This is a genomic window from Paraburkholderia bryophila, from assembly GCF_013409255.1.
Taxonomy (GTDB): Bacteria; Pseudomonadota; Gammaproteobacteria; order Burkholderiales; family Burkholderiaceae; genus Paraburkholderia.
This window is the reverse complement of the sequence record NZ_JACCAS010000002.1, coordinates 994,361-1,020,047: the sequence shown is the minus strand read 5'-3', so window position 1 is coordinate 1,020,047 and position 25,687 is coordinate 994,361. Positions and strand designations below refer to the sequence as shown.

Annotated in this window: 2 protein-coding genes; both read left to right on the top strand. The window is 68.4% G+C overall.

The features are described 5' to 3' along the window. Positions 1–89 precede the first annotated feature (89 nt). Positions 90–9,671 (top strand): non-ribosomal peptide synthetase, encoded by a 9,582-nt coding sequence (locus tag GGD40_RS25765; protein ID WP_179745546.1) that lies wholly within the window; start codon positions 90–92, stop codon positions 9,669–9,671. Continuing rightward, positions 9,668–25,681, top strand: a complete 16,014-nt coding sequence (locus GGD40_RS25760) for a non-ribosomal peptide synthetase (RefSeq protein ID WP_179745545.1) — start codon at positions 9,668–9,670, stop codon at positions 25,679–25,681. Before GGD40_RS25765 ends, GGD40_RS25760 begins: the two co-directional genes overlap by 4 nt. Positions 25,682–25,687 lie beyond the last annotated feature (6 nt).

Genomic DNA, 25,687 nt, shown 5'->3' with positions numbered 1-25,687 from the left:
CGGCATCGGCACGTTCTGACGCGGTTGTCCTGCCCGGTCCTTCCGCGGCGGCGAGTGCGCGTCGGCGCAATCGGAACACGAGGAAGGAAATGCAAGCAGATAAATCAGTGGCAGGTGAGCAGGCCGGCAACGGCATCGAAACGGACTTCGTCGCCGGCGACTGGAAAAGCCGCGTGATCGAAGGCAGAAAAACCGGCGCGAGCGTGACGCTGCCGGCGTGGCTCGATGCTTCATACGAGACGCTGCGCACACACGTGATGGACCCGGCTTATCCGTGCTTCTTCGGCACGATCGCCGAACGGCGCGGCGAGATGTTCTATTCGTTCGTCAACGGCAAAGACATTGCCGATCTGCCGGCCACCATGCAGACCTTCGCCGAGTTGGCTTCGCGTCCCGAGTACCGCAAGAACAACATCGCGGTGTTTTTCGAACCCGATGCCGAACCGCTTTCGCACGACACCTATCACGAACTGTTCTGGAACGCGCTGCAGACGCTGCATAACGTCGACCCGGATCCGGATGCCGACAACCAGCCGCCGCCGTCGCACGAAGACTGGGAGTTTTCGTTCGCGGGCGTGCAGATGTTCGTGGTCTGCGCGTGCCCGTCCTTCAATACGCGCCACAGCCGCAATCTCGGCCCCGGCATGGTGCTGCTGTTCCAGCCGCGCAGCGTGTTCGTCGATACGATCACCAACAAGGTGATCGGCCGCGAGGCGCGCATTCAGGTGCGCAAGCGCCTCGAAACCTGGGACGACGTGACCGCGCATCCGGACCTGGGCTTTTACGGCGATCCGGGCAATCTCGAATGGAAGCAGTACTTTCTCACCGATGAAAACCTTCCGGCCAGCGACCAGTGCCCGTTCCTTAAGCGCAACAAGCGCGAGATCGCCGCAGGCCTGCAGACGCTGAACGCGGCACCGGTCACCGCGCCGACGCAGGTGGCAGCGGACGCGGACGCGCAGGACCTCGTCGGCCGGATGCTGCAGCACGTGGCGATGCAGCCGGACCGCATCGCCGTGCGTTTTCTCGCCGACGGCGAGCGCGACGAACAGGTGCTCACCTACGACCAGTTGCACCGCCGCGCGCTGGCGTGCGCCGAGCGTCTGTCACACGAAGCGCAACGCGGCGAACGCGCGATTCTGCTGCTGCCGAGCGGGCTCGACTATGTGGCGGGCTTCCTCGGCTGTCTGTACGCGGGCGTGATCGCGGTGCCGGCGTATCCGCCGGAGTCGTCCAATCCGCAGCATCTGCAACGGGTCAAGGCGATGCTCGACGACTGCATGCCGCGCGTGATTCTCACCGATCGCGCGCACGCAGCGCTGCTGGCGAATCTCACCGCGAACGCAGACGCAGACGCAGAAGTGGAATCGCCCGGCAAGCCGCGCACGACCCTGCTGCTCGACGCGTTGCCGCAAGCCGCCGCGAGCGCTTTCGCGCTGCAACGTCCGGCTGCCGACGACATCGCGTTCCTGCAGTTCACCTCGGGTTCGACGGCTGCGCCGAAGGGCGTGATGGTGAGCCACGGCAACGTGCGCGCCAACGAGATCGCGATTCGCGACGCGATGGCGTTCAGCGCGGACGACGTGATGGTGAGCTGGTTGCCGCTCTATCACGACATGGGGCTGATCGGCGGCTTGCTGGCGCCGCTGTTCGTCGGCTTTCCGGTGGTGCTGATGTCGCCCGCGCATTTTCTCGAACGCCCGGCGCGTTGGCTGCAGGCCATGTCGAACTATCGCGCGACCGTGAGCGGCGGTCCGAACTTCGCGTTTCAACTGTGTGCCGAGCGGGTGCGTGCCGAGCAACTGACCGAGGTGGACCTGTCGACGTGGCGCGTCGCGTTCTGCGGGGCGGAGCCGATTCGTGCCGCCGCGCTCGAAGGCTTCGCCCGCGTGTGCGCCGAGGCGAACTTCTCGCAGCACGCGCTTTACCCGTGCTACGGCCTGGCGGAAGCGACGTTGCTGGTGAGCGGTGTCGACGCGGGCCAGGGTTACGCGCTGTTCGAAGCCGAGCGCCATGCGCTCGCGGCCGGCCGCGCGCAGCGCGTCGATGCCGCCGATACGGCGGCCAAGGCGCAGGCCACGCGCCTCGTCGAAGGCGGACGCGTGCAGGCGCATCACACGGTACGGATCGTCGATCCGCACAGCGGCGCCGACGTCGCGCTCGGCGCGATCGGCGAAATCTGGTTCAGCGGGCCGAGCATCGCGCACGGCTACTGGAACAATCCGCAGGCGAGCGCCGAGACTTTCGTGAGCGACGCCGCCGGTCGCTGGCTGCGTACCGGCGACCTCGGCTTCAAGGCGGACGGACGTCTGTACGTGAACGGGCGCGTCAAGGACCTGATTATCGTGCGCGGCCAGAATTTCTATCCGCAAGATATCGAAGCGACGCTGAACGCACGCGTCGACGCTTTGCGGCCCGGGCGCGTGGCGGCTTTCGCGGTGACGCAAGGCCGCGACGGCGAAGCCGGCGAGGGCATCGGCATCGCCGCGGAAATCTCGCGGGCCACCGCACGCAATCTCGACGAAGCCGCGCTGTTTGCGCAGATCGAAGCCGCGATTCTCGACGCGCACCGCGAGCCGGTCGCCGCGATTGCGATCCTGAAGCCGGGCACGCTGCCGCGCACGTCGAGCGGCAAGCTGCGCCGTGCCGACTGCGCACGCGGCTGGCGCGAACAAACGCTGGACACTTTCACCCGTTATTCACGCGACGAAACCGGCGCGCCGGCGCGCAACGGCACACGCCGCGAAGCCGCCACGCCGACTGAAGCCGCGCTGCTGGCGATCTGGCAAACGGTATTCGACGCCGCCGGCCTGTCCTGCGACGCCGACTTTTTTGCGCTCGGCGGCCAGTCGATCACCGCGACCGCGCTGGTCGCACGCATTCGCGCCGCGTTCGGCCGCGACGTGCCGCTCGACTTTGTGTTCGGCCATCGCTCGATCGCGGCGCAAGCGGCGTGGCTCGATGCCGGGCAGCCGGATGCGGGCCATGAAGAACGCACTGTGCCGTTCAACGGCGCGAACCTGCAAGCCGATGCCACGACCCTCTCGCCCGGTCAGCGCGCGCTGTGGTACCTGTGGCGCGAGGCGCCGGAGAGTTCGGCCTACAACGTGTCGGGCGCGTTTCGTCTGGACGGCACGCTCGACGTCGCGAAACTGGGTGACGCGGTGCGTGCGCTCGCGCGACGTCACGCGCAACTGAACCTGCGCGTGCGCCACGACGGCGTGAACCTGCAAGCCGCTTTCGACGCGGACGCGGCGCAACTCGACGTGATCGATGCGCGCACCTGCAATCAGGACGCCGCCGAGCTGGTCGCGGCGCTGGTCGACGCGCCGTTCGATCTCGAACGCGGTCCGCTGTTCCGCGCGCATCTCGTGCATGGCGATGAGGGCTCGCCGATGCTGGTGCTGTCGCTTCATCACATCATCGCGGACGCGCAGTCGTGCGCGGTGTTGCTGCGCGATCTGATGAGCCTGTACGCGTCGGCCGATTCGCTGGCCGCACTGCCGGCCACCTACGCGAACTACAGCGTCGCGCAGAACGCCTTCACCGGCTCGGACGCGGAACACGCGCAACTCGACTTCTGGCGGGCCACGCTCGGCGACGCGAATCCCGCCGCGCGCCTGCCGGCCGACCGGCCGCAGCGCGCCCAGTCGCAGCGCGGCCACGAGCAGGGTGGCCGTTTGCGCATCGAGTTGCCCGCGCCACTGGGCGACGCGCTGCGCCACGTCGCGAACGACGAGAGCACGACGCTCTTCACTGTCCTGCTCAGCGCGTTCGCGGTCGCCCTCGAACGCCACGCGAACCAGTCCGGCATCAAGATCGGCGTGCCGGTCTCGAACCGCCGTGAACTTGCGTTGGAGAACGTGGTTGGCTACTTCGTCAACACGACGGTGGTGTGCGCGCAAGTCGAGCGTCGGCACACTTTCGGCGCGCTGGTCGATACGGTGCATCAGCGCCTGCTCGCCGCACGCCGTCATGCGGACGTGCCGTTCTCTCGCGTGAGCGACGCGTTGCGCCGCCGCGGTCCGTTGTTCGAGGTCATGTTCAACCTCGAAGAAGCCGTGCTGCGCGCTACCGACGCACCCGCCGGCCTGAGTCTGAGCGACCTTGGCGTGCGTCCGCGCGACGTGCCGTTCGAACTGTCGCTCGACGTCACCGCGCGCCGCGACGGCGTGTCGCTGTCGTTCAGCTATCTCTCGAGCCGTTTCGACGCGGCCACGATCGACGCGTTCGCGCGCCGTTACGTGGGCCTGCTCGAACAGATTGCCGCGAATCCGTCGATGAAGATCGGCCAGTGGCAGGTGGATGACCTGGCGGCCCTGGCCGCGCCGGCCCACGCGAACGAAGGCGCGAATGAAGGCGCGAACTTCGTGGCGCTGGCCGCGCGGGTCGACCGTCACGTCCGGGAAACGCCGCACGCGATCGCGCTGCGCTGCGATGGCGAATCGCTCAGCTATGCCGAGCTGTCGACGCGCGCCGCGCATCTCGCGAACGCGTTGCATGCCGCCGGCGTGCAAGCCGATGAGTCGGTGGCGATCCTGCTCGGCCGCACGCCGACGCTGGTCGCGGCCATGCTCGGCACCCTGCGCAGCGGTGCCTGCTATGTGCCGCTCGACGCCGCCTATCCCGACGAACGGATCGCGCACATGCTCGAAGACGCGCGCGCCTGCGTCGTCATCACCGACGCAGCGCATGCCCGCGAACACGCCGCCGCGCTGGCCGGCCGCCGCCTGATCCTGACCGACCACGCCGCCGTCACGGCGCCGCTCGCGCACGCTGCAGCGCCGGCCCGCGTGCATCCCGATCAGCTTGCCTACGTCGTCTTCACCTCCGGATCGACCGGACGGCCGAAAGGCGTCGCGATCTCGCAGCGCGCCCTGGCCACGCACATCGACGATTTCATCGCGATGCACGAACCTGGTCGCGACGACGTGCTGCTGCAATTCTCGACTCTGAGCTTCGACGCGTCGATCGAACAACTGTGGCCGGCGCTCGCCGTCGGCGCGGCGGTGACGATGCGCGGCGACACCTCGTGGGACCCGGACAGGCTTGAAGCGCATCTGCGCGCCGAGCGCGTCACGCTGGCGGATCTGCCCACCTCTTACTGGCGCGAATGGGTCGGCGTCCTCGCCGGCCGGGACCGCACCGGCGAACTGCCCGCGCTGCGCACGATCACGATCGGCGGCGAAGCGGTGTCGGCGGATCTGCTCGGCCGCTGGCAGAACGGGCCGTTCGGTCATGTGCGTTTCGTCAATACGTATGGGCCGACCGAAACCACCGTGGTGGCGCTCGCGCATCGCACGCGGGTTGAGGACGCGGCAGCCGGCGTGGTGCCGATCGGCCATGCGCTCGCGCAGCGCCGGGTCGTGCTGCTGGACCGTTACGGCGACGCGGTACCGGTGGGCGGCGTCGGCGAACTGTGCATCGGCGGGCCGACGCTGGCGCGCGGCTATGTCGGCCAGCCTGGCCTCAGCGCGGCCGTGTTCGTGCCGGATAGTTCGGGCGAACCGGGCGCGCGCCTGTATCGAACCGGCGATCTGTGCCGGCAGCGTGCCGACGGGACCTTCGACTATCTCGGTCGACTCGATCAGCAATTGAAGATTCGCGGTGTGCGCGTCGAACCGGGTGAAGTGGAGGCCGCGCTGCGTCAGGTTGCGGGCATCGGCGACGCGCTGGTGATCGCGCATAGCGGCGCGGCGCAAGCCGAGCCGCAACTGGTGGCCTACGTGGTCGCCAGCGGCGCGCAACCGGTCGACGCCGCCAGCCTGCGCCGCACGCTGGCGGAGGTGCTGCCGCCCGTGATGATTCCGACCGCCTTCGTCGCGCTCGACGCGTTCCCGCTGACGGCGAACGGCAAGCTGGATCGCCGGGCGCTGCCGGCTCCGCCGCGAGGCACGTCCGGCGACACGTCGGCCAACGTCGATCTGAGCCCGCTCGAAACGCAATTGCTCGCGCTTTATCGCGAGGTTCTGCAACAGCCATCGTGCTCGGCCGACGACGATTTCTTCGCGCTCGGCGGCGACTCGATCCTGTCGCTGCGACTTGTGGCGAGTGCCAAACAGGCCGGCCTCACGCTGGCGTCGCGGCAGATTTTCGCGGCGCCGCACGTGCGAGGCCTCGCGCAATTGCTGGCGTGCGAACCCGTCGACGCGAATGCCGCGCTCACGCCAATCGCGCGCCTGGCGGCGAATCCGCTGCCGCGTCACGATGTCGAAGCGGCGCCGACCGGTGCCGCCGGTCTGGCGCAACGCAGCCCATCGGCGGCCCTGAGCGAAGCGCAGATCGCGGAACACTTCGCGCATCCCGATGCAATCGAAAGCCTGCATCCGCTCTCGCCGATGCAGCGCGGCATGCTCTCGCACGCCCTGCATGCGCAGGCCGATCCGTACTACGTGCAGCACACTTTCACGCTCGACGGCATCCGCGATCCGCAACGCTTCGAGCAGGCGTGGCAAGCGGTGGTGGCGCGGCATCCGATTCTGCGCACCGACTTCCACTGGGACGGTTTGCCGGCGCCGGTCCAGGCCGTCCGCAAACAGGGCGCGCTCGCGCTCGATCAGCGCGACTGGCGCGGCTTGGACGCGCAAGCGCTGCGCGAGCGGCTGATTGCCGAGTGGCGCGCCGCGCATGCGCAAGGTTTCGACTTTGCCAACGCAGCGGCGTTGAAGCTCGCGATGATCCGCGTGGACGCCGAGCGCTATGTGCTGGCCTGGTGTTTCCATCACATTCAACTGGACGGCTGGAGTCTCGCGGCGCTGTTCAACGAAGTGGCGTTGACCTATTCGCAGCTCGTTGCACCGGCCGCCTCTTCAGGTGGCGCCATTGCCGACGCGACGCCGGCGCCTGAGGCGCAAGCCGCCGCAGCGCCAGGCTTCGGTCATTACGCGGACTGGCTCGCGGCGCAGTCGTTCGAGGTGTCGGCGCAATGGTGGCGCGACGCGCTGGCCGGTTTCGACGAGCGTACGCCCGTGCCGTTCGCGAGCGGCGCGCGTTCGCGTATCGAGGCGCCGAACGGCGCGAGCGCCGAAGCGAGCCGCTACGCCGAACAGCATGTCGACCTCGACGTCGGCTTGAGCGAGGCGCTGCGCAACTTCACGCGCACGCACGGCATCACGCTCAATACGCTGATGCAGGGCGCGTGGGCCTGGTTGCTGGCGCGTCACAGCGGCAAGCGCGATGTCGTGTTCGGCATGACGACCGCCGGCCGCAGCGCGCCGCTGGAAGGCATCGAGCGTTCGGTCGGGCTGTTCATCAACACGGTGCCGCTGCGGGTGGCGGTGCGGGCGGAGCAGGGCGTCGCCGCGTGGCTGCGTGAACTGCAGCGTCATGGCGGCAGCGTGCGCGAGCACGAACTGATGCCGCTCGACGCGATTCAGGCCGGTAGCGAACTGGGCGCCGATCAGGCGTTGTTCGACACGATCGTGGTGTTCGACAACTTTCCGATCGATCCGCACATGACGCAGCACCCGCACGGCATTCACACGGCGTCGCACGCCGAGTTGCCGCTCACGGACGACGTGCAGGGCGCCGATACGTTCGGCCGTAATCACTTCGCGTTGAGTCTGGTGGTGTCGCCCGCGCCGCAGCCGCGCGTGGTGCTCGCCTACGACCGTCTGGCGATCGGCGACGCCGAGGTGACCGCGTTGCAGCAGCAATTGCTGGCGGCGCTCGCGCAGTTGACGAGTTCGGCCGAGGCGCCGCTCGGCGCGCTCGGCTGGCAGCAGCAGGCGCCCGACTCGCCGCTCCTGCCGACGCCGCGTGCCGCCACGACATCCGCCGACCCGGCGAGCCTGTTGCAGATCGTTGCCGCGCGCGCCGCGCACGAACGCACGGGCGCCGCCGACGCGCTGGTGTTCAACGGCGAACGCATAAGCTGGTCGGCGTTGTGGGCGTGGTCGGGGCAGATCGCGCGACGGCTCGCCGCCGCGCAAGATGCGCAAGATGCGTCAGCCGGCCGGCCGCGGCCGGAACCGCATATTGCGCTGCTGTTGCCGCGCGGTCCCGCGCTGGTCGCCGGCATTCTCGCCGCCTGGCGCGTCGGTGCGGCCTACGTGCCGCTGGACCCGGGTCATCCGGCGCAGCGGCTCGCGTGGCAGATCGAGGATTGCGGCGCCACGCTGTGTCTCTGCGAAGCGCGTCCGTCGTGGCTGCCCGAGGCGATCGCTGCGGTGCCGCCGGCCCGTTATTTCGCCGACGGCGCGGGCTTCGTCGATCGTGCCGACGCCGCGCATGCGGTGCATCCCGCGCAAACCGCGTACGTGATCTATACGTCGGGTTCGACCGGGCAACCGAAGGGCGTGGTGGTCAGCCACGGCGCGTTGCGCAATTACACGCGCTCGCTGGTCGCACGCGTGCCGGCCGAGGTCAGAAGCGCGGCCTACGTGTCGACACCGGCCGCCGATCTCGGCCACACGGTGCTGTTCGGCGCGCTGTACGCGGGCTGGACGCTGCATCCGCTCGACGAAGACTGTGCGTTCGATCCGGACCGGTTCGCCGCTTATATCGGCCAGTACGAAATCGATCTGCTGAAGATCGTGCCGAGTCATCTCGCGTCGCTGCTGCAGGCGCAGCAGGCTGCGCGTGTGCTGCCGCGCCAATGTCTGATCGTGGGCGGCGAAGCGACGCCGGCCGCGCTGGCGGCCCGCATCAGGACGCTCGCGCCGCGCTGTCTGCTGTTGAACCACTACGGGCCGACCGAGACGACGGTCGGCGCGCTGACCGGCGTCGCGCCGGACGATCTCGCGCAAGCGGCCTCGCTCACGCTCGACGAACCGATCGACGCGACGCGCGTCGCGATCGTCGATCAGAACGGGCATGCGGTGCCGCGTGGCGTGGCGGGCGAGTTGTGCATCGGCGGAGCGGGGCTGGCGCGCGGCTATCTGCGTCAGCCGGGCCGGAGCGCCGAGCGCTTCGTGCCGGACCCGCACGGGCCGACGGGCGAGCGCCTGTACCGGACCGGCGACCGGGCGCGCCGTCTCGCGTCGGGACGTATCGAATGGCTGGGCCGCATCGACGAACAGGTGAAGATTCGCGGCTTCCGCATCGAACCGGGTGAGATCGCGGCGGTGCTGCGCGGCCTGGCCGGCGTACGCGATGCCGCGGTGCTGGCGCGTCGTGTCGACGGTGACGGTGACGACGCCCGAAGCCGTCTGACCGCTTACGTCTGCGGCGAATCGCTCGACGGCGCGGCGTTGCGGCAAACCCTCGCCGCGTTGCTGCCCGATGCGCTGGTGCCCGCGCACATTGTCGTGCTTGCGCAGTTGCCGCTGACGAAGAACGGCAAGCTGGACCGCGCCGCGCTCGACGCGCTGGCCGAGCCATCGCAGGCGCGGCGCAGCGTCGAGCCGCCGGCCAATCCGGTCGAAAGCCAGTTGCTGGCGATCTGGTGCGACGTGCTGGGCCGCGACGACATCGGCGTGCTCGACAATTTCTTCGAGGCGGGTGGCGATTCGATCCTGAGCCTGAAGCTGATCGCGAAAGCGCGCCGCGCGGGGCTGTCGTTGTCGCCGAAACTCGTGCTGGGCCGCCCGACCGTGCGCGCGCTGGCGGCGCAAATCGCGGCGCAGGCGGATGGACAACCGAACCCACGAGCGGCGGCCGGAACCGCGTCGCCGGGCGCCGCCGCAGTCGGCAATCAAACTTTGAAGTCGTGGCTGGAAGAACTCGAATGAATGCGTTGAACCCATCTTTGGCAGTAGATGAAACCGTGTCGCCGGGCGCGGCTTCCCCGGCGGCGCCGGTCCCCGCGCACGATGCCGACGAGCTTGTCGAGATCTCGCGCCGCTATGCGAGTTTGCCGCGCGAGCGCCGCCGCGCGTTCCGCGAAAAGCTGCGCTCGCATGGGTTCGACGTTGGCCAGTTGCCGGTGGTGGCGCTGCCCGCGGACGACGCTGACGCCGACCCCGCCGCAGCCGCGCTGGCGCCACTCTCGCCCGCGCAGGAACGCCTGTGGTTTCTGTGGCGTCTGAATCCGGCCAGCGTTGCATACAACATGTCCGGCCTTTTGCGGTTGCGCGGGGCGGTCGACGAAGCGGCGTTGCGCGCCACTTTCACTGCGCTGGTGACGCGTCACGCGTCGCTGCGCACGCGTTTCGTGGAGCAGGATGGCGAGCCGCGTCAACGGGTGGACGACGAACCGGCGTTCGGCTGGGCGGCGCACGTGCTCGCCGCCCCCAGCGAAGCGCAAGTGCAGGCCACGCTGGACCGGCTCGCGTGGCAGCCGTTCGATCTCGAACAGGGGCCGCTGCTGAGGGTCGATCTGGTTCGACCCGCGGCCGACGATTTGCGCCTGCTCGTGTCGATGCATCACGTCGTGTCCGACGGCTGGTCGATCGGCGTGTTGTTCGCCGAATTCCTGGCGCTTTACGAAGCGGCGACGACCTCCACCGAGCGCGAGCCGCTCGCACTCGAAGCACGCGCCGGGCTGGAGCCGCTGCGCATTCAATACGCGGACTACGCGCGCTGGCAGCGCGAATGGTTCGACGCCGACGCGCTCGCGCCGCAACTCGACTATTGGCGCGCACAGCTCGCGCCGGCCGATATCGATCCGCTGGCGTTGCCGTTCGACCGCCGCCGCAAAGGCGCCCGCGACGGCGCCGCCGGCACCGTGTCGGCCCGCGTGCCGGCGGCGACGGCGCAGGCGCTCAAACAGGTTGCGCAAGCGCGCGGCACGACACTGTTCGCGGCCTTGCTGGCCGCGTTCGACGTGCTGCTGCATCGCTATACCGGCGCGCACGATGTGCGCGTGGGCGTGCCCGTGGCCGGCCGGCACGGCGCGGACACGGCCGGGCTGATCGGCTTCTTCGTCAATATGATCGTGATGCGCGCGGCTGTACGCGCGGGCGACGACTACGCCTCGTTGCTCGACCAGGTGTCGGCGCGTCTCGCCGAAGGGCAAGCCAATCAGGACCTGCCGTTCGCACGGCTGGTCGAGGCCTTGCAGCCCGCGCGCGAAACCGGCCGTACGCCGCTGTTCGACGTGGTGTTCAATCTGCGCCAGCATCCGTCGCATCGCGCGTCGTTGCCGGGGTTGGAAGTGGAAAGCGCGGCGCTGAACCTCGATGCCGCGCAGTTCGATCTGAGCCTGAACGCGGCGGAGACGCCGCAAGGGATCGAGCTGTCGTTCGATTTCGCGAGCGACGTGTTCGACGCAGCGACGGTCGAGCGGTTGCTGACGCATTACGTCTCGATCGTCGAGGAAGCGGTGCGTGCGCCGGCGACGCGGATCGGTGCATTTGTACTGGCCGACAGCGCTGTGTCTGGTGCGGGCGCCGAAGCGCGTCCGGAGTTCGCGTTCGAGCCGGTGAGCGTGTCGATCGAAACGCAGGCGCGCCTGCGTCCCGATGCGCTCGCGGTGAGCTGCGATGGCGAAACGCTCACGTATGGGCAACTCGATGCGTGGTCGAACCGCATCGCGCATCGTCTGGTTTCGCTGGGCGTGAAGCGCGATGAGCGTGTGGGCGTGAGCCTCGAGCGTTCGTGCGCGCTGGTCGCTTCGCTGCTGGGTGTGCTGAAGGCGGGCGGCGCCTATGTGCCGCTCGATCCTTCGTATCCGGCCGCGCGACTGACAGCGATGATGGCCGATGCGAATGTGACGCGGGTGGTGCTGGACGAGGCCAATCCGGCCTTCGAAGGCTGCGAACTCGTTCAGGTCGACGATGTCGGCAACGAGTCCAGCGAAGCGTGCGGTGTTGCCATCGATCCGGAACAGCTGGCCTATGTGATTTTTACCTCGGGTTCGACGGGCCGTCCGAAGGGCGTGGGCATCACGCAGGCGAACGTCTCGCGTCTGCTGTCGGCGACCCGCGCGCAGTTCGCGTTCGACGAGCGCGACGTGTGGACGCTGTTTCATTCCTACGCGTTCGACTTTTCGGTGTGGGAAATCTTCGGCGCGCTGGTGCATGGCGCGCGCCTGGTGGTCGTGCCGTACTGGAGCGCGCGCGACACGCGTGCGTTCCACGCGCTGCTGCGTGAACAACAGGTGACGGTGCTGAACCAGACGCCTTCGGCCTTCGTGCCGCTGATGCAGCACGATCTGGAATGCCGTCGTGCGGGCGCTGCGTCGCTCGACAGTCTGCGTGTCGTCGTGTTCGGCGGCGAGAAGCTGGAGCCGTCGCTGCTCGGCGAATGGATCGAGGCGGGCGGCACACAGGCGCCGACGATGGTGAACATGTACGGCATCACCGAGACGACGGTCCACGTGACATATCGCCGCCTCGCGCGAGACGAAATGGGAGCGGGTGCGCGCAGCGTGATCGGTGAGGCGCTCGCGGACCTGACGCTGCACGTGCTGGACGAGGGCATGAATCCGGTGCCGCGCGGCGCGACCGGTGAGCTGTATGTGGGTGGCGCGGGACTCGCGCGCGGCTATCTGGGCCGGGCGGGGTTGAGCGCGGAGCGTTTCGTGCCGGACCCGTGGTCGTCGAACGGTGCGCGGCTGTACCGTTCGGGCGACCTGGCACGGCGTGAGGCGGATGGCGAGATCGTTTATATCGGCCGTAACGACGCGCAGGTGAAGATTCGCGGTTTCCGTATCGAACTGGGCGAGATCGATGCGGCGCTCGCCGCCTTGCCGTCCGTGCGGGAAGCGCGCGTGCTGGCGCACGAGGGACGCACGCTGGTGGCCTATGTGGTGCCGCGCGCGAATGCAGCCTGCGACGTCGCGCAACTCGAAGCGTCGCTGGCACGTGTGCTGCCGGCCCACATGGTGCCGGGCGTGTATGTTCTGCTCGACGCATTGCCGCTGACGCATAACGGCAAGCTGGACCGCGCGGCATTGCCCGCGCCGCAAGCGCCGGATGCCGGCGAACCCGTCGAACCCGCGACGCCTTCCGAGCTCACGCTCGCGCAGATCTGGCGCGATGTACTGGGCCTCGAACGCGTCGGCGCTCACGATGACTTCTTCCGTCTCGGCGGCGATTCGCTGCTGGCCGTGCGCGTTCTCGCGCGCGTGCGCCGTGCGGTCGGTCACGACGTGCCGTTGCAGGCGATCTTCGATCATCCCGAACTGCAACGCTTCGCGCGTTACCTCGACGAGCTGGTGCAAGCCGCGCCCGCGTCGGCACATGACGCTGCCATTCCGCGCCTCGCGCGAACCGGCGAAGCGGTGGCGCTTTCGCATGCGCAGGAGCGTATGTGGATGCTCTGGCGTCTCGAACCCGATAGCGCGGCGTACAACATTGCCGGTGCGCTGCAACTGAACGGCGAATTGTCGCTGCCGGCCTTGCGCAGCGCGATGCACGCGCTGGTTCGACGGCACGACACCTTGCGTCTGCGTTTCACGGAGACCGGCGGCGTCGCGCGTCAGCAGATTGTCGACGCGGACGACGGCCATGCGCTCGATTGGCGCGAATACGATTTGCAGGGCCGTGCCGCCGGACTTGACGGCCAGCTTCGCGGCTTCGCCCAGCAGCCGTTCGATCTGCTGGGCGGCCCGGCGCTGCGCGCCGGTTTGTTCACGCTGGACGCGACGACTCACGTGCTGGCGTTGTCGATGCATCACATCGTCGCCGACGGCTGGTCGATCAAGGTGTTGATCGACGACTTCAGCGCGCTCTATACGGCGGCGCTGGACGCGCCACAAGCGGTGGCGTTGCGCGAGTTGCCGATCCGCTATGCGGATTTTGCGCTGTGGCAGCGTCGTCGGATCGACGAAGCCGTGCTCGATACGCAACTCGATTTCTGGCGCGCGACACTCGGCGCGTCGCAGCCGGCACTGGACTTGCCGGTGGACCGCGAGCGGCGCGAGGCACGTTCGGGCGCAGGCGGCCGGGTGTCGCGCACGGTGCCGCGCGAACTCGGCGAGCGGTTGCGCGCGAGTCAGGCCGGCAAGGGCGTGACGCTGTTCATGAGCCTGCTCGCGGCGTTCGACGTCTTGCTGCACCGCTACACCGGCGCGGCTGATATCCGCGTCGGCATTCCGGCTGCGGGGCGCGAGCGGATCGAGACGGAAGGCGTGGTCGGTTGCTTCGTCAATACCCTGGTGATCCGCAGCGACTTGCGCGCGCGGCAGAGTTTCGCGCAACTCGCCGCGCAAGTGCGCGATCGCGTGCTGGCCGCCCACGCGCATCAGGACGTGCCGTTCGGCCGGATCGTCGACGCGTTGCAGCCGGAGCGCAATCTGCTGCAAACGCCGTTGTTCCAGGTGATGTTCGACCTGCGTGTCGACGACGGCATTCAGGCGTTGCACCTGCCGGGGTTGACGGCACAGCGTCGCGACATGGGTTCGGACAGCACGCAATTCGATCTGATGCTGCATGCCGATGAGCGCGACGGTGCACTCGAGTTGTCGTTCAGTTTCGCGAGCGACGTGTTCGACGCAGCGACGGTCGAGCGCTTGCTGACGCATTACGTCTCGATCGTCGAGGAAGCGGCGCGTGCGCCGGCGACGCGGATCGGTGCATTTGTACTGGCCGATAGCGCTGTGTCTGGTGCGGGCGCCGAAGCGCATCCGGAGTTCGCGTTCGAGCCGGTGAGCGTGTCGATCGAAACGCAGGCGCGCCTGCGTCCCAATGCGCTCGCGGTGAGCTGCGATGGCGAAACGCTCACGTATGCGCAACTCGATGCGTGGTCGAACCGCATCGCGCATCGTCTGGTTTCGCTGGGCGTGAAGCGCGATGAGCGTGTGGGCGTGAGCCTCGAGCGTTCGTGCGCGCTGGTCGCTTCGCTGCTGGGTGTGCTGAAGGCGGGCGGCGCCTATGTGCCGCTCGATCCTTCATATCCGGCCGCGCGCCTGACAGCGATGATCGCCGATGCGAATGTGACGCGGGTGGTGCTGGACAATGCCAATCCGGCCTTCGAAGGCTGCGAACTCGTTCAGGTCGACGATGTCGGCAACGAGTCCAGCGAAGCGTGCGGTGTTGCCATCGATCCGGAACAGCTGGCCTATGTGATTTTTACCTCGGGTTCGACGGGCCGTCCGAAGGGCGTGGGCATCACGCAGGCGAACGTCTCGCGTCTGCTGTCGGCGACCCGGGCGCAATTCGCGTTCGACGAGCGCGACGTGTGGACGCTGTTTCATTCCTACGCGTTCGACTTCTCGGTGTGGGAAATCTTCGGCGCGCTGGTGCATGGCGCGCGCCTGGTGGTCGTGCCGTACTGGAGCGCGCGCGACACGCGTGCGTTTCACGCGCTGCTGCGTGAACAACAGGTGACGGTGCTGAACCAGACGCCTTCGGCCTTCGTGCCGCTGATGCAGCACGATCTGGAATGCCGCCGTGCGGGCGCTGCGTCGCTCGACAGTCTGCGTGTCGTCGTGTTCGGCGGCGAGAAGCTGGAGCCGTCGCTGCTCGGCGAATGGATCGAGGCGGGCGGCACACAGGCGCCGACGATGGTGAACATGTACGGCATCACCGAGACGACGGTCCACGTGACGTATCGCCGCCTCGCGCGAGACGAAATGGGAGCGGGTGCGCGCAGCGTGATCGGCGCGGCGCTCGCGGACCTGACGCTGCACGTGCTGGACGAGGGCATGAATCCGGTGCCGCGTGGCGCGACCGGCGAGCTGTATGTGGGTGGCGCGGGACTCGCGCGCGGCTATCTGGGCCGGGCCGGGTTGAGCGCGGAGCGTTTCGTGCCGGACCCGTGGTCGTCGAACGGTGCGCGGCTGTACCGTTCGGGCGACCTGGCGCGGCGTGAAGCCGATGGCGAGATCGTTTATATCGGCCGTAACGACGCGCAGGTGAAGATTCGCGGTTTCCGTATCGAACTGGGCGAGATCGATGCGGCGCTCGCCGCGTTGCCGTCCGTGCGGGAAGCGCGCGTGCTGGCGCACGAGGGACGCACGCTGGTGGCCTATGTGGTGCCGCGCGCGCATGCAGCCTGCGACGTCGCGCAACTCGAAGCGTCGCTGGCGCGTGTGCTGCCGGCCCACATGGTGCCGGGCGCGTATGTTCTGCTCGACGCATTGCCGCTGACGCATAACGGCAAGCTGGACCGCGCGGCATTGCCCGCGCCGCAAGCGCCGGATGCCGGCGAACACGTCGAACCCGCGACGCCTTCCGAACTCACGCTCGCGCAGATCTGGCGCGACGTACTGGGCCTCGAACGCGTTGGCGCCCATGATGACTTCTTCCGTCTCGGCGGCGATTCGATCCTCAGTTTGCAAGTCGTCGCGCGCGCCCAGGAAGTGGGGCTGGACATCACGCCGCGTCAGTTGTTCGAGCATCCGAACATTGCGGCGCTGGCGGCCGTTGCCGACACGCAGCGCGATCGGCCGCGCGCGCGGGCCAGCGTCGAACGTCACGACACGATGCCGTTGACGCCGATCCAGTCGTGGTTCTTCGAGCTGCATCCGCGCGGCGAATCGCACTGGAATCAATCGGTGCTGCTGCGCTCGGACGCAGCGCTCGACACACGAGCGCTGCAAAGCGCATGGCAGCGTTTGCAGAAGCGTCACGACGCGTTGCGTCTGCGTTTCGTGCGCGCGGAAGCCGCTGATGTCGAGGCGGCGAATTCATCGGCTAACACGACTACCCCGAATAGCCCGGGCGACGGACACGGCGGCTGGCAACAACGCGTGCTGCCGTTCGACGGCGGTGCGCAGATCGACAGCGTCGATCTGCGCACGCTGCCGGACGCCGCCGCGCGACTTGAAAATCTCTGCGAGGAGGCACAACGCAGCCTCGACATTGAACGTGGTCCGGTGTGCCGTCTGCTGCATATCGCTATGGACGACGGCGAGCGTGTCCTGATCGTCGTGCATCACCTTGCTGTCGACGGCGTGTCGTGGCGGATTCTGCTGCGCGAGTTGGAGCGCGACTACAGCGCGGCTATCGCTTACCCGCACGACACGAAAAACGAGGCCTTCGCGCCGACGCCGTGGAGCGCATGGGTCGCCGCGCAACGCGCGCATGCCGCCTCGACTGAAGTCGTGGCGGACGTGTCCACCTGGCGTGCCGCGCTCGCCCATGCCGACGCGTGGTTGCCGTTCGCCGGGGAGGCCGGCTCCGCCGCGACGTTCGGCGCGAGCCGCACGCGCGAAGTGCGCTTCGACGCGGATCTGACACGCAGGTTGTCGAGCCACGCGGCCCGCGCCTATCGGCTGCGAGTCGACGAACTGCTGCTGGCTGCCTTCGCGCAGACTTTGAGCGGCTGGCGCGAGCGGCCGGGCGCGTTGATCGACGTTGAAAGTCATGGTCGCACGCATCCGGTCGGCGAGCTCGACCTGAGCGGCACGATGGGCTGGTTCACGACGCGCTATCCGTTGTGGATCGACACGCCGGACGACGCCGCCGAGGCGCTGCTGCGCGTCAAGGATCAGGTGCGCGACGTGCGTTTCGACGGCATTCACTGGATGTGGCTCACGCAGACCGATGCCGCCCGTCCGCTCGCCGATCTGCCGCGCGCTCAGGTGAGTTTCAACTACCTGGGGCGCTTCGACACCTCGCTCGAACAGAACGGCCAGTTCCGCTTTGCCGAGGAAGCCGGCGGCACGCCGCTCGCGGCCGGTTCGCCGCTGCCGTATGCGATCGACGTCAACGGCCTGATCGCGAACGAAGGTTTGTCGCTGACGTGGCGCTACAGTCCCGCGACGATCGACGACGCGACCATCGCGCGTCTCGTCGACGATTTCGAAACGCGCGTGCAACGCCTTGTCGACCATTGCGAAGCGGCGCAGGCCGTCTCGACGCGTCAGGATTTCGAACTGGCACGCCTCACGCGCGCGCAGTTCGATGAAGTCGCCGCGCATCTGCCGGGCGACGTCGCGGATCTGTATCCGGCCACGCCGTTGCAACAGGGCATTCTGTACCACAGCCTGATCGACGAATCGCAACAGAGCTACACGAATCAGTTGCATCTGACGCTGAACGGTGAGCTCGACGTCGCCGCGCTCGACGGCGCGTGGCAACGGGCGGTCGCGCGGCACGACATTCTGCGCACGCAGTTTTTCTGGCAGTACGACGGCGCGCCGCTGCAAGTGGTGAAGCGGGATGTGAGCCTGCCGTTCGAGCGTGTGTCCCTGAACGCGCCGGATAGCGACACCTACGCGCTGCGGCTCGCGCAGTGGCGTGACGCGGATCTGCGCAAGGGCTTCAGTTTCGACGCCGCGCCGCTGATGCGGGTGGCCTTGTTCGAACGTCCGGACGGCGCGCACGATCTCGTCTGGACCCACCATCATCTGTTGATGGACGGGTGGAGCAGCGCGCAGTTGCTCTCGGAAGTGGCGCAGAGCTACCGCGCGCTGACCGCCGGCGAGGCCGATAAGGCGACGGCGCCCGCGCCGCGCTTTCACGAATACATCCGCTGGTTGCAGGCGCAGCCGGACGGCGAAGGCTGGTGGCGCGAACAACTCGCGCGCCGCGACGAACCCGCGCAGTTGCAGGCCGGCGTGGGACGACCGGCCGTGCCCGGGACGGGCATCGCGCAGCGGCGCGTCGTGCTCGACGAAGCGCTTTGCACCCGGCTCTCGCAGGCCGGCCGTACGCTCGGCGTGACCTTGAACACGATCGTGCAAGGCGCGTGGGCGTTGTTGTTGACGCGTTACGGCAACCGGCAGCAGGCCGCCTTCGGCGTGACGGTGTCGGGCCGCCCGGCCACGCTGCGCGGTTCGCAGCAGATGCTTGGGCTGTTCATTCACAGTTTGCCGCTGTATATCGACGCGCAGCCGGATGCGCGCGTGGCCGGCTGGCTGCGCGGCATTCAGGAGCAGAACGTCGCGCTGCGTCAGCACGAACACACGCCGCTCGCGCAGATTCAGCAATGGGCGGGTCAGGGCGGCGAGTCGCTGTTCGACTCGCTGCTGGTGTTCGAAAACTATCCGATCGACGAAGGCGCGCGCGATCAACGCGGCGCGTTGGAGATTGTCGCCAACGAATCGGTGGACCCGACGCATTACCCGCTGACGTTGTCGATTCTGCCGCGTGAGGGTGTCGAGATAGAGTGGTCGTGGAATGCGGCTTTGTTCGAAGCCTCGACGATCGAGCGGTTGAGCGGTCACTACGTGGGGTTGCTGGGGCAGATCTGTGAGGCGGGCGAGCGGCGGCTGTGCGAGCTGTCGATGAACGAAGGCGCGGGGAGGTCGAGCGTGGCGCAGCGGGTCGCGTATCCGTATGCGTCGACGGTGTCGCGGTTCGGGACGCGGGCGCAGTCCTGTGGCGGGCAGCTTGCGCTGATCTGCGAGGATGAGCGCGTGAGCTACGCGCAACTCGATGCCTGGGCGGACCGGCTCGGGGTCTCGCTGATGCAGGCGGGGATTGCGCACGAGGATCGTGTGGGCGTGTGTCTGGAGCGCTCGGCGGGGCTCGCCGCGGCGCTGCTGGGTATCTGGAAGGCGGGTGCTGCCCAGGTGCCGCTGGATCCGGCCTATCCGGAGGGCCGTCTGCGCGAGATGATCGAGGACGCGGGCGTGCGCTGCGTGATCGTCGATGCGGCGAGTGCGCAGCGGCTGGCGTCGGTGCTCGAAGGATGCGCGCAGGTGCGGATCGTGGACGAAGGCGCTGCGCCCGATGAGCGTGCCGTGAGCGCGTTGCGCGAGCGTAGCGCGTCGATCCATCCGGACCAGCTGGCGTACGTGATCTACACGTCGGGCTCGACCGGGCGGCCCAAGGGCGTGGCGGTCAGCCAGCGTTCGCTGTCGCTGCATCTGGACGACTTCATCGGGACCTACGGGATTTCGGCGCAGGACACGCTGCTGCAGTCGTCGACGATCAACTTCGACGTGGCGCTGCACGAACTGCTCCCCGCCCTGCTGATGGGCGGACGCGTGTGCATGCGCGGCGCGTCGGCGTGGGACCTGCAGGCGCTCAGCGGCGCCCTCGCGGCCCATCAGGTGACGTTCTCGCGGATTCCGACCGCGCTGTGGCAGCAGTGGCTGGGCGATGCGCCTTCGCGTGAATCGCTGCCCGCGCTGCGGCAGATCACGGTGGGCGGCGAAGGGCTGCCGGGCGATGCGCTGGCGCGCTGGTTCCGGGGCGGCCTGGCGTCGGTGCGGCTGGACAATCTGTACGGCCCGACCGAGACGAGCGTGGCGGCGCTGTATCGACGCACGCAGCCCGAAGATATCCACCATGTGAGCGCGCCGATCGGTGTGGCGTATCCGGGGCGCAGTGTCTGCGTGCTGGACGCGTACGGTAATGAAGTGCCGGTGGGCGGGCTCGGTGAGTTGTGCATCGGGGGCGATTCGCTCGCGCGTGGCTATCTGGGTCGCGCGGGACTGAGCGCGGAGCGCTTCGTGCCGTCGCCGTACGGTCACGGCGAGCGGCTGTATCGCAGCGGCGACCTGTGCCGTCTGCGCGCGGATGGCTGCATCGAGTATCTGGGGCGGCTGGACCAGCAGGTGAAGCTGCGCGGTTACCGGATCGAACTGGGCGAGATCGAAGTGCAGTTGCGCGGCTGTGCCGGAGTGGAGCAGGCGGTGGTGGCGCTACGTGGGGAAGGTGAGCGTCGTCGGCTGGTGGCGTACTGGGTGGGCGAGGCGCAGGCGGGGGAGCTGCAGGCGGCGTTGCAGGCGCGTCTGCCGGGGTACATGGTGCCGGGCGGGTGGATGAAGCTCGCGCATCTGCCGGTGATGGCCAACGGCAAACTGGACCGGGCCGCGTTGCCGGCGCCGCGCGAGGATCAGGAAGTGCAGAGCGTGGCCCCGCGCAGTGAGCGCGAAGCGCAGTTGCGCGACATCTGGGCGGCGGTGCTGGGCCGTGAGGCGCAGCCGCCTGGCGTGACGCAGAACTTCTTCGAGGCGGGGGGCGATTCGATCGTGAGCCTGCAACTGATCGCGAAGGCGCGGCAGGTGGGACTGAGGCTGACGCCGAAGCAGGTGTTCGATCATCCGACGATCGAGGCGCAGGCGCGCGTGGCGGTGGCGCTGTCGGAGTCGGGCGAGGGCGAGGGCGATGGGGCAGGGCAGGATGAGTTGCACGACGCGGTGCCGCTGACGCCGATCCAGCAGTGGTTCTTCGAACGGTTTGCGCAGGCGCCGTCGCACTGGAATCAGGCGGTGCTGCTCCGCGTGCGGGGTGGTCTGGATGAGGCGGTGCTGGAGCGTGCGTTGCAGGCGCTGGTGGCGCGGCACGATGCACTGCGGTTGCGGTTTGCGCGCGAAGCTGGGACGGGTGGCTGGACGCAGCGTGTGGTGCCGGTGGTGCCGGTGACGGTGCCGGCATCGGGCGCCGCGGAGGTCATGGCTGGCGTGGCAACGACGCGTCTGGTCGAACGGCTCAGCGTAGGCGACGCCGACGGCTGGGAGCGGGCGCTGTACGACGCCTGCACGCAGGTGCAACAGCAACTGGACCTGGAGAACGGTCCGCTACTGAAGGCGGCGTCTCTGGACGTAGGCCGTCACGGCCAGCGAGTGCTGCTGGCGATCCACCATCTGGCGGTCGACGGCGTGTCGTGGCGGATCCTGCTCGACCAGTTGCAGCAGGCGTATGAGCAGGCGGAGCGCGGCGAGGCGATCGGGATCGGCGCCCGCAGCACACCGTTCAGCGTGTGGAGCGTGCGTCAGCAGGAGTACGGCATGCGTGCCGAGCGGCTGGCGGAACTGGGCTGGTGGCAGCAGCGGCTGACGGGGGTGACGCCGTGGCCGGCGCTGCGGACGGAGCAGACGGAGCAGACGGAGCAGACGGAGCAGACGGAGCAGACGGAGCAAACGGAGCAAACGGTGGTGGGCGAAGCGGTGCAAATTGGCGCCACGCAAACGCACACCACGCAAACCCACACGCTGCGTCTGGACGCACCGACCACGTCGGCCCTGCTCTACGACAGCAGCCGCAACACGGGCCTGACGCCGGAAGTGCTGCTGCTGGCGGCCCTCACGCAAACCCTGTCGCAACGCAGCGGGCAATCGCGCGTGCTGATCGAACTGGAAGGCCACGGCCGGGAAGACGTGCTCGACGACATCGACCTGACACGCACGGTCGGCTGGTTCACGACGCGCTATCCGGTGGTCTTCGAAGCCACGGCAGACGACACGACGCAAACACTGCACACGGTGCGCGCGTCGCTCGCCGCGGTGCCGCAACGCGGGCTGCACTGGGGCCTGCTGGAAGCCCGCGGGGCGATCGACCCGGCCGTGCGTGAAGCCCTCGCGGGCCTGCCGCGAGCGCGGGTCGGCTTCAACTACCTCGGGCAGTTCGACGCGAGCCTGCCGGATTCATCGCGCTTTGCGTTCGCCGACGAAGCGGGTGGCGAATCGGTGCAGGCGAATCTGCAGGACGCGCAGGTCAAGGTGCTGCAACTCGATGCGCTGGTGTCCGGTGGCGAACTCCAGATCAACTGGCGCTATCGCACTGCGCATCTCACGCAACCGGAAATCGAAGCATGCGCGGCAGGCTTCCGGCACAACCTGCTCGCGATGATCGGGAGCTCGCAACGTCCTGCCACGCGTCTCTATGCCTCGGACTTTCCGCTCGCACGCATGTCGCAAGCCGCGCTCGACGCGCTGGATCTCGATCCTGCGTCCATCGTCGATATCTATCCGGCGACGCAGGCGCAGCAAGGTCTGCTCCTGCACACGCAGCTCGGCGCCAATTCCGGCATCTACGTGAACCAGTTGCGCCTGACGCTACGCGGTCCGATCGACGTGGCCGCCTTACGTGCCGCCTGGCAGATCGCCGCCGCGCGCCACGACATTCTGCGCACGGCCTTCGTGGTCTCGCCGGAAGTGGACATGCTGCAGGTCGTGCATCGCGAAGTCGACGTGCCGTTCGCCGACTACGACTGGTCGTCTCTCGATCCTGTCATGTACGACGCCAAACTGCTCGCGTGGCGCGAGGCGGACGTGGCGCGCGGCTTCGACATGAAGGAGCCGCCGCTGATGCGTCTTGCGCTGATCCGTCGTCCGGACGGCGCGCACGATCTGATCCGCACGCATCATCACGCGCTCGTCGACGGCTGGAGCGGCGCGCGGCTGCTCGGCGAGATCGTCGACGAATATCGCGCACAACGGCACGGTGTTGCGTCGGCGCGGCGCGAATCGGCGCGCTATCGCGACTACCTCGAATGGCTCGCGGCGGAAGACCGCGACAGCGCCTCGCAAGCCTGGTGGCAGGAGCGGATCGCGTTGCTGGACGAACCGGCCTTGCTGACCGGCAGCCTCGGCACGCCGGAGTTCGGCCCCGAGGAACAACCGGCGCCGGAGCTTATCGGTACGCGTGAAGTGGCGCTCGACGCCGGCCTCAGCGAGCGGCTGCGCAACGTGGCGCAGCGGCATCGCGTGACGTTGAATACGTTGATGCAGGGCGCGTGGGCGATTCTGCTGTCGCGTTACGGCAATCGCGAACAGGTGGCGTTCGGCGTGACGGTGGCCGGACGTCCCGGCGATCTCGCCGGCGCGCACGACATGCTTGGTCTGTTCATCAACACGCTGCCGGTGTGGACCAACGTCGCCGATGGACAGCATTTGTCCGCGTGGCTCGCCGCCCTGCAGCAGATCAACAGCGCGATGCGCGAGCACGAACAGACGCCGCTCGCACAGATCCAGCGCTGGTCGGCCCGTTCGGGCGATGCACTGTTCGACAGCCTGCTGGTGTTCGAAAACTATCCGGCCGACGCCGCGCTCGCGTCGAGCGACGATCTGTTCGACGTCGGCGCGCTCGATTCGATCGAACGCACTCACTATCCGTTGACGCTGACCATCGTGCCGCGCGGCGCGATCACGCTGCATTGGGCATGGCGTGCGGCGCGTTTCGCACCGGCGCATATCGCGGCGATCGCCGCTCATTTCGTCGACTTGCTGGAGGGGTTCACGCAGGCACACGATCCGCTGCTCGCCTCGATCGCGCTCGGGTCGAGCTCCGCGCCGGCTACGTCGACGCTGGACGGCACACCCAACGGCACACCGTTCACGCCGGTCCACCAGCTTATCGCGCGGCACGCGAGCGGCGCGACGGCGGCCCGCACGGCGGTGGTCAGCGGCGACGCCACGTTGAGCTTCGCGCAACTGGAGGCGTGGTCGAACCGGATCGCGCAACGCTTGCGGCGGCTCGGTGTGAAAGACGATACCTGTGTGGCGGTTTGCGTCGACCGTTCGGTCGGACTGGCGGCCGCGTTGCTTGGCACGCTGAAGAGCGGAGCGGCTTACGTGCCGCTCGACGCGTCGTATCCCGCCGCGCGACTCGGCGCGATGCTCGACGACGCACAGGTCGGCGTCGTGCTCGCCGACGAAGCCTGTGCGCAACTGCACGAGGCGTTGTTCGCCGGCCGCAAGCTGGTGCGGATCGACCAGCTCGACGACCCGCTCGACGAGCAACCCGATACGCAACTCGACAAGGAACTTGGCAAGCAACCCGACGAGCGCGACGACGAACAGAACGCCGCGCTGCCCGACACTGCGACGTTCGATGAAAACCGTCTCGCCTACGTGATCCACACGTCGGGCTCGACGGGACGTCCAAAGGGCGTCGCGGTCACGCACGGCGGCCTCGCTCGCTTGCTGGCGTCGATCGGCGAGCGCCCGGGCGTGCGCGCGGACGACACGCTGGTGAGCGTGACGACCGTTTCGTTCGACATTTTCGCGCTCGAACTGTACGCGCCGCTGATCGCCGGCGCGACCGTGGTGATCGCGCCGCGCGCCGTGGTGACCGACGGCCGCCGTCTTGCCGCGCTGCTCGACGACAGCCACGCGACCCTGATGCAGGCCACGCCGATGGGCTGGCGGGTGCTGCTCGAAGGCGGCTGGCAGGGGGCGCCGCAAGGCCGGCGATTTGTCGCGCTGTGCGGCGGCGAAGCGCTCGCGCCGGACCTCGCCGCGCAGTTACTCGCGCGCGGCGTCGCGCTCTGGAACCTGTACGGCCCGACCGAGACGACGATCTGGTCGAGCGTCGCGCACATCGCTTCCGCCGACGCGCCGATCACGCTCGGCGAAGCGGTCGGCCATACGGTGCTACGCGTGCTCGACCGGGCCGGTCGTGACGTGCCGCTCGGCGGCGTCGGCGAGTTGTGCATCGGCGGGGCCAATCTGGCGCGCGGCTACGTGGGGCAAGGCGGTTTGAGCGCCGAGCGGTTCGTGCCCGATGCGCTCGGCGAACCGGGCGCGCGTCTGTATCGCACCGGCGATTTCGCGCGCGCCCGGCTCGACGGCGGCATCGACTATCTCGGCCGGCTCGATCAGCAAATCAAGTTCCGCGGCTACCGTCTCGAGATCGAAGAGATCGAGACGCAACTCGCGCGCGGCACCGGTGTTCGGCACGCGGCGGTCGCGCTCGCGGGCGAGGGTGAAGCGCGCCGTCTGGTCGCGTTCGTCGTCGCTCATCCCGGGCACGATGCCGGGTTCGATGCGGCGCGGCTGCGTCAGGAACTCGCGCAGGTGTTGCCCGCGCATATGACGCCGTCCGCGATCGAGCGGATCGACGCCATGCCGCCGACGGCGAACGGCAAGCTCGATCGCAAGGCCTTGCACGCGATGGCGAACGCGGTGGGCGGGCACGGCGCTTCGGCGTCGCGCACGCCACCGGCCACCGCAACGGAAACGACGCTGTGCGTCTTGTGGGCGCATGCGCTCAACGTGGCCGAGGTCGGCATCGACGACGATTTCTTCGAACTCGGCGGTCATTCGCTGCTGGCGGTCCGGCTGGCTAGCGCGATGGCGGCGTCGTTCGGCCGTCCGGTCGACGTGGCGCAACTGTTCCGGCTCGCGACGGTCCGCAAGATCGCGCTCGCCCTCGACCAGGAGATTGAACGCGAACGCGATGAAGAAGAAAACCCGGCCAGTCAGTTCAAGGATCTGCTGTCCACGCTCGATGACTGAGCGCAT

Excerpts from the sequence above, each read along its gene's own strand:
- GGD40_RS25765 (WP_179745546.1), top strand. The coding sequence starts at position 90 with ATGCAAGCAGATAAATCAGTGGCAGGTGAGCAGGCCGGCAACGGCATC.
- GGD40_RS25760 (WP_179745545.1), top strand. The coding sequence starts at position 9,668 with ATGAATGCGTTGAACCCATCTTTGGCAGTAGATGAAACCGTGTCGCCG.